Raw genomic sequence first — 7,836 nt, 5'->3', positions numbered from 1 at the left:
TCAAAATAAGTCGAATCTTCATTTTGGATTACTTTAAATAAAGGGCCCCCGAATTGAACAGGAGCCCTCTATAGTGTTTATTTTTTGCTTATTTTTTTCTTTTTCGCAGTAGGCTTATTTACACCTTTTTTTATCATCTTTTTTTGAGGGGCCATATTTTTTTGGATGATCATTTTTCGATACTGATACATATTACTAAACATTTGACCATTAGTATTCAGGCATTGTCCATCCTGCAGTTGTAATCTTTTTTGATCTCTTGTTTGAAAACTTCCATCAGGGTTCACTACAACTCCATTTCCAAGGTCCAGACTTTCTTGTAAACGTTGCTGTGTCTGATTCCTTACTACATACATATCTCCGTCAACCAAAGTATATTGGACTCTGTTTTGATTTCGTTCCCGAATTTGATCCTGGGTTAATCCTTTATTCTCCTGACCTACTTTATAGCGGTACTGGTATTCATTCCGATATTTGATACCATCACCATCTAAACATTCCCCATTTTTCAGTTTCAGGCGGTCACCATCTGTGGTTTGATATGTACCGTCTGGAGACACCACAGATCCGTCTGCTAAGGTCTGTTTATCTTTAAGGCGCATTTCTGCCCGATCTCTTAATTCTAACATTTCGCCATTAACCATAACCAATTTGGTACGGTCTTGATCCTGAATTCTATCCTGATCTCTTTCCTGGGCCGTAAGCGCCATAGATCCTAAAACTATTAGCGCCAATAAAACTAAATTTCTTTTCATGGTATTGAGATTTAATATTAATAAATAATGTTACAAACTTATAAGACTAAAACAACCAGGACAATGACCTAAGTCATGCAGCCTTAACAAATACAGGGGTTTTGTGGAACTTATGTTACATTCAGGAGAAATTTTCTACAAAATTTAAGGAGTGTCAAAATTCGCATATTTACGTATTGTATATATCTTATTTTAAAAAGATTCGAGTTCTATATATGAATCAACCACGCACTGATTTTGCTCAGAAACCACATGATTTCTTAAGTATAATTTACTAATATTTGGAGTATAGTAACATTTGTTACACTTACGTTATTAAATAAATTCTTAATTTAGATTCTTTAGAAATAAACTGAATAATGAAAAGACGAAACTTCGTTAAAAAGGCGACAATAGGCACCATGGCCTCTGTAATAGGAGCAGATATTGTATTTGGTTCGGTTATGCCCGAAGGCTACAAACCACTAGCCTTCCAGGACCCTGACCCCTTCAAAATGTTTGACAAGGATAAAGGGATGGTAGTGTTAAACGACAAACCCTGGAATATAGAAGCAAAGGCTCACCTTTTGGATGATAAAATAACGCCTAACAAGTTTATGTTTATTCGAAATAATGGACTAATTCCCGAAAACATAGATGCTAACAGTTGGACCTTGACATTCGATGGAGAGTCGGTAAGGCAAGAGAAAACATATAGCCTGTCAGAGTTAAAAACAAAATTTCCACAGTATACCTACCAATTGACCCTAGAATGTGGCGGTAATGGCCGAAGTGAATTTGACCCGCCCGCAAAGGGAAATCAATGGACAATTGGGGCGGTTTCCTGTGCTACCTGGACCGGAATAAGGCTAAAAGACGTTTTGGAAGATGTTGGAATAAAAGATGACGCAGTTTACATTGGATATCACGCTGCGGATGTACATTTAAGCAGGGATCCGGGGAAAGAGCCAATTTCCCGTGGTGCCCCGATGGTGAAGGCACTGCAAGAGGAAACCTTACTTGCTTTTAAAATGAACAACAAGGATATTCCATTAGCTCATGGCTACCCTTTACGGCTGATTGCCGGGGGCTGGCCGGCTTCAGTTTCCGGGAAATGGATAAATAGAATCAGTATTCGAAATAAGGTACATGATGGCACCAAAATGACCGGCGATGCTTATAGGGTACCTTGTAACCCTGTAGCTCCTGGGGAAAAGGTTAAAGAAGAGGATATGTGCATTATCGAATCTATGCCTGTAAAATCATTAATAACCTATCCAAAATCGGGGGCTATGATTAATAAAGGTAAAAAACTGGACATCCGGGGACATGCCTGGGCCGGAGAGCTTGAAGTAGTAAAAATGGAATATTCCATAGATTTTGGTTCCACCTGGCAGTCCTGTCCAATAGAAAAACCGGCAAACAGATTGGCGTGGCAACATTTTAATGCTTCAATAGACTTTCCAAAAGAAGGTTATTATGAAGTTTGGGCTCGGGCCACGGATTCCAACGGTATAAGTCAACCCATGATATTACCAGGCTGGAATCCAAAGGGTTACCTTAATAACGCATGCCATAGAATTGCAGTAAAGGTTACATAAATGCAGGAGCACTCTAAGTTCAAACAACAAGTAAAAGCCATCTATAGACTTATGGCGGGCTTATTCGGCTTATTCATTGTAGCTGCAATCGGAATCCTGTTTTTGTTATCTAATCCTGATTGGACCAGGAAAAAGGCATCAGAAGTTGAGCCGGAATATGTTTCTATCCAGGAAACAGATGATTTTGACAAGATTGAAAATGGCATACATGTCAGAACCGGTCTTATAGAAGCTGATGGTTTAATGACAGTTGTGAATAATTGTACAAATTGCCATTCTGCAAAACTAGTCACCCAAAATAGAATGAATGAGGAACGCTGGATTGCGACCATCAGGTGGATGCAGGAAACGCAAAATTTATGGGATTTGGGAAATAATGAAGCAATAATTGTAAACTATCTGGTTACTAATTACCCGCCTATGAAAAAAGGAAGACGTGAAATATTATCAGATATTGAATGGTATGAACTCACGGATTAGTATATATGCGGTTTTGTATATTTTGCTGCTATCCTGCAAGGGAATCAATGAAAATCCAAACCTTGTCATTACAAATTATGCCTCTTCGGAGCATCTTATTGAGGCAAAAGAATTATTAAAAACTTTAAACGACGAAAATATAAAAATAGTTGATTTCAGAAATCCTGAGGATTATAAGACAGGACATATTTATGGATCTTTGAATATATGGCGAACAGATGTTTCTGATAGTTCATTTCCATATATAGGAATGCGAGCCGGTAAGAAAAATATTGAACTTCTTTTCGGCGAATTAGGAATTGATAACAATGATCTTATTGTAGTCTATGATGATAAGGGCTCACCCGATGCTATGCGCTTATGGTGTTTATTAAAAAACTATGATTTTGATTCGGTGAAAATATTAAATGGTGGATTAAAGAGCTGGGGAAGTGTGGGTGGAAAACTTACCACAGATCCCTTCTCATATAACCCTACCCAATTTTATCTTCCTGAAAAAAGCAGTAAAAATTTGTGGATTGATAAAGACGAACTAATGGATTTAATAAGCGATGAGAGTAAAAATGTTATTCTTATTGATACCCGTAGTTCTGAAGAATACAAAGGAAACCATATAAAAAAAGGAGCCTCAAAAGGAGGAAGAATTCCAAAAAGTATCCACATAGATTGGGCAGATGCGGTTGATCTCGAGGGCAGTAAAAAGTTCAGGTCCATTGAGGAATTGCTAAAGATTTACAAGGGTTTGGAAATGGGTTTAAAAGATACGGTTATTGTTTATTGTCATACGGGTTACAGATCATCTTTGACTACCTTTGTATTAAGAGAATTGATGGGATTTGAAAATGTCTGGAACTATGATGGATCCTGGGTAGAATGGAGTTATTTTGACGAATTACCTTATGAAAAAGATAGTATTATATTATAAAATCAAATAATTATGGAAAAATATATTGACGCATTTGTTTCGGCTTTTTCGGGGAGTGTAAATTGGACCTGGAAGTCTATTATTTTTGATGTCCCCTGGTATACAAACTATTTTTGGGGACTGGTGGTAATTTCATTAGCAGTTTGGATTCTGGAAATTCTTTTTCCATGGCGGAAGGACCAATCTATTTTTAGAAAAGACTTTTGGTTGGACGCTTTTTATATGTTCTTTAATTTTTTCATGTTCGCTATAGCCATTAGCGGATTCTATAATTTATTAGAAGCATTATTCAGCGATATTGGAATTACGTCTAAAAGTCTTGCTATAGTAGATATTTCCTCATATCCCATGTGGTTACAATTACTTTTGTTTTTTATTGTTTTAGATTTTGTGCAATGGTTTACTCATATCCTGCTTCACAAGTATCATTTCTTATGGAATTTTCATAAAGTACATCATTCTGTAAAGGAAATGGGCTTTGCAGCCCATCTGCGCTATCATTGGATGGAGAATATCCTATACAAACCTCTAAAAGTTTTCGGCGTAATGATTCTGGGCGGATTTGAACCGGAGCAGGCATATGTGGTTCATTTTCTTGCTATTGCTATTGGTCATTTAAATCACTCCAATATTAAAATTACCTATGGCCCATTGAAGTATATTTTTAACAATCCGGTCATGCATCTTTACCATCATGTAAAGGCTTTACCTGAAGGGAGATATGGTATTAATTTTGGAATAAGTTTAAGTCTTTGGGATTATATTTTTAAAACTAACTATGTTCCGGAAGACAGTGGAACGATAGAACTTGGTTTCCCAGGAGATGAAAAATTTCCACATGATTTTGTGCATCAGGAATTATATGGTTTTGGGAAACCTAAGGATGAGCAATAAGTAATATATAATTTAATTATTTTCTTTAAAACTTATGGCCCAGATTCCTCTGACCTCGTTGTCCTGATAATCCCGGGCCATATCTTTTGGATAGAGTTTATCCAGTATAACTAAAGTGGATGTTGATATCTGCTCTTCTGACACTCCATGGCACTGAAGGCACATGGCGTTTGTCGTAATGGGATAATAGAAATCTATCTGCCCATCCGTTATGTCCAAAATTGGATCTACGGCCTTAGCTGATGCCAGTATTTCTTTAAAGTCCGCTATAAAAGTTAATTCCTTTTCATTGGCTTTGTTTAAAGGGTTTCTGGGCTTATCAGTAACACGCCTTATTGTAGCACCTTTCGCTAAAGACAGACTGTCTGTTAGTGGAAGTGCATTTATATTACAAAATTCAACTGCGCCATCCGGACCTTTTTCAGTAATAGCCTGCACTAATTTCTTACCTAATGCACCCTTTGCAGCGGCAGCGTACTTCTGACCTAACTTCTTATATTTTTTAAGGGTGTCTATGGATACTTTTCCCATATGTTTACACTGTCCCTTATCTTTTCCCATGCAATTCCCGGAGCATTCCCCCATTCCCTTTCCTTTCCCCATGCCCTTTCCTTTCCCCTGGCCTTTACCCATATGTGATTGGAACCAATCCGGAGTATCTATATCATTATCATATAGATATTGTGCAATTTGTATAATTGTCTCATCAGGAAAGGATTGATATGGCATTATTCCAAATTTTCTTAAGGCCCCCGGCATTCTGGAATTTTTCTCACTGGGATCTTTCACCCAGGACATGATGTCCTTAACAAATTGGTCTCTCGAAGTTGTTGCTTTAAGATAGTGTTTCTTAACTGCCATCATTGGAGGTGCTATCATTTCGTTCTGCGCTGTCTCAGGATTATGACAGGTATAGCATTCTTTTTCCAATAAAATTTTTCCCGGATGAGATTGATCAGTTGCTAATTCAGTTCCCGGGGTTTTGTCAATAGCATGAATGGCATTTTTAGGCGCGTCTTTACATGAGGCCAAGCATAAAAATATCGTAATAAACAATAGGTGTTTCATTACTTCGATATTTTCCCGCTTGCACAACTTAAAAATGAACGTGCTTTAGCGGATGCACTATTTCTATACTCAATGGAAGGATATCCAAGTGCTTTTAGTTTATCCTTGACTAAAATGGCATCATCCATATTTTCATAGGTAAAATGAACTGTGGCCGTTTCTGTATCCACATCAATGTCTGAAAGACGGTCCATTTCTGATAATTTACTGGTGATGGTTTTGGCACAACCGCCGCATTTGAGGTTTTGAACAATTACTGAGGCCTTCATAATATATATTATTTTGTTTGTTTGAATATCTACATCGCTATTCCCATCTTATTATTCCTCCTTTTAGATCATAAATCTTTTCAAATCCCATTGCAATAAGTTTTCTTGCTGCCTTTTGACTTCTGTTTCCGGACTGACAATAGAGATAAACAGGTTTGTCTTTTTGCAATTTTTCAAACGATTTTTGAAAATCAACTGTATTAAAAAAATCAATATTAATGGCCTTTCCAATGTGCCACCGTTTATATTCTTTGGCTGTTCTAACATCGACCAACTGAACTTTCGGACCTTTAATGGCCTCTTTATATTTTGAAACTTCTAAAATCTCAAATTTATCTGATTGCAAGGTTTTTAACCCGAATAGTGTTTTAAATAATGACATTGTTATTTCTCTATAAATAATTAATAAACTTTTGGTAGGAAAGGGAACGACCAAAAAATAATCTGGTCATTCCCGTAACAATCAACCAAAACAAACTTTAAAACAATTTTCTATAACATGGTTGTCGGACATATATAATCCGATTTTTCAACCTTTGTTTTTTTGATTTCATCAAAACCATCCGAGACATCAACGAAATCTTCCCAACCTCTCTGCATTAAGATAGATGCAGCGATCATACTTCTGTAACCTCCTTCACAATACAGCACAAAAGGTTTATCTTTTGGAAATTGAGAAAGATGCTGATTTAATTCATTTAAAGGAATATTAATCGCTCCAATAACATGTTCAGAATCAAATTCACTTTTTTTCCTTATATCAAAGGCAAGTGGTCCTTCCCCAAAATATGCCTTTTCAAACTGACTTGCCGTAATTCTCTTAATTCTTTCAACTTGCTTCTTCTCCTTTTGCCAGGCAACAAATCCGCCATCTAAGAAACCAATAGCATGGTCATAACCAACTCTTGAAAGTCTGGTAATAGCTTCTTCTTCTTTATCCGGATAGGTTATTAGTAAAATTTCCTGTTTTACGTCCGGTATCATTTCTCCAACCCATTGAGCGAAATTGCCATCAAGACCAATACTTATACTATTGGGAATATGCCCTTTCGCAAAATCTTCAGGCTTGCGCGTGTCCAACATTAGCGCATTCGTTTCATTCGCAACAACTTCAAAGGCATTTGGGGACAACGGCTTTTCCCCTCTTTCTCTTACAATGTCAAGACTCTCATACCCCTTAATATTCAGCAAAACATTTTGCGGGAAATAGCCAGGAGGTGCTGTTAAGCCTGTAAGAAGTTCCTTAATAAATTCATCTTTGGACATATCAGGCCTTAGTGCATAATTTACTTTTTTCTGATGCCCCAGCGTGTCTGTCGTTTTCTTACTCATCATTTTTCCGCATGCGGAACCTGCCCCATGATTGGGATAAACAATCAAATTATCATCTAACGGCATGATTTTATTACGAAGTGAATCAAATAAATATCCGGCCAATTTTTCTTCAGTAAGTTCTGAAACTACATGCTGGGCAAGATCTGGTCTGCCAACATCTCCAATAAATAATGTATCACCGGTTATCAGACCATGTTCCTTTCCATTCTCGTCAATTAACAAATAAGTAGTACTCTCCATTGTATGACCTGGAGTGTGAATTACTTTAACCTGATAATCCCCAACTTTAAAAATCTGATTGTCCTTTGCAACAGTAGCTTCGTATCCAGGTTTAGCGGTTGGGCCAAATACAATTTCTGCACCGGTTTTTTTCTTTAGATCTAAATGACCACTTACAAAATCGGCATGAAAATGTGTTTCAAATACATATTTTATAGTTGCTCTGTCTTTTTTTGCTCTTGCAATATAGGGTTCAACCTCCCTCAACGGATCAAATATTGCGGCTTCACCTTTACTCTCCAAATAATAAG

General features: G+C 37.0%; 9 protein-coding genes. 4 read left to right on the top strand and 5 right to left on the bottom strand.

The window, feature by feature from the left end; translation table 11 throughout:
* Positions 1 to 77: 77 nt before the first annotated feature.
* On the bottom strand, positions 78 to 755 hold the full coding sequence (locus WBM60_RS11645) for a DUF6799 domain-containing protein (protein ID WP_424263176.1): 678 nt from the start codon (positions 753 to 755) through the stop codon (positions 78 to 80).
* A gap of 359 nt (positions 756 to 1,114) precedes the next feature.
* Between WBM60_RS11645 and WBM60_RS11640 the strand changes: the two genes are divergently transcribed.
* Genes WBM60_RS11640 through WBM60_RS11625 form a run of 4 tightly spaced genes read left to right on the top strand, consistent with a single transcriptional unit; the run spans position 1,115 to position 4,634 of the window.
* Complete coding sequence (locus tag WBM60_RS11640; protein WP_424263178.1) at positions 1,115 to 2,335, top strand: sulfite oxidase; 1,221 nt, start codon at positions 1,115 to 1,117, stop codon at positions 2,333 to 2,335.
* Positions 2,336 to 2,815 (top strand): monoheme cytochrome C, encoded by a 480-nt coding sequence (locus tag WBM60_RS11635; RefSeq protein WP_424279741.1) that lies wholly within the window; start codon positions 2,336 to 2,338, stop codon positions 2,813 to 2,815.
* Complete coding sequence (locus tag WBM60_RS11630) at positions 2,799 to 3,740, top strand: sulfurtransferase (protein WP_424283114.1); 942 nt, start codon at positions 2,799 to 2,801, stop codon at positions 3,738 to 3,740. The genes WBM60_RS11635 and WBM60_RS11630 overlap by 17 nt, the downstream gene beginning before the upstream one ends.
* A gap of 12 nt (positions 3,741 to 3,752) precedes the next feature.
* Positions 3,753 to 4,634, top strand: a complete 882-nt coding sequence (locus WBM60_RS11625) for a sterol desaturase family protein (protein WP_424263184.1) — start codon at positions 3,753 to 3,755, stop codon at positions 4,632 to 4,634.
* Positions 4,635 to 4,646: 12 nt separating this feature from the next.
* On the opposite strand, the gene WBM60_RS11620 is transcribed toward WBM60_RS11625, so the two are convergent.
* From WBM60_RS11620 to WBM60_RS11605, 4 genes are all read right to left on the bottom strand, one after another.
* Positions 4,647 to 5,702 (bottom strand): Tll0287-like domain-containing protein, encoded by a 1,056-nt coding sequence (locus WBM60_RS11620; protein ID WP_424283113.1) that lies wholly within the window; start codon positions 5,700 to 5,702, stop codon positions 4,647 to 4,649.
* Positions 5,702 to 5,971, bottom strand: a complete 270-nt coding sequence (locus WBM60_RS11615; protein ID WP_424276493.1) for a heavy-metal-associated domain-containing protein — start codon at positions 5,969 to 5,971, stop codon at positions 5,702 to 5,704. Before WBM60_RS11615 ends, WBM60_RS11620 begins: the two co-directional genes overlap by 1 nt.
* Before the next feature lie 37 nt (positions 5,972 to 6,008).
* The gene (locus WBM60_RS11610) at positions 6,009 to 6,353 is read right to left on the bottom strand and encodes a rhodanese-like domain-containing protein (RefSeq protein ID WP_424276492.1); all 345 of its coding nucleotides are present in this window, start codon (positions 6,351 to 6,353) and stop codon (positions 6,009 to 6,011) included.
* A gap of 110 nt (positions 6,354 to 6,463) precedes the next feature.
* Positions 6,464 to 7,836 (bottom strand): MBL fold metallo-hydrolase (locus WBM60_RS11605; protein WP_424283112.1); only part of this gene is annotated, 1,373 nt, incomplete at its 5' end.

The organism is Eudoraea sp., assembly GCF_049669105.1.
Lineage (GTDB): Bacteria > Bacteroidota > Bacteroidia > Flavobacteriales > Flavobacteriaceae > Eudoraea.
This window is presented reverse-complemented; position numbering and strand designations above follow the sequence as displayed.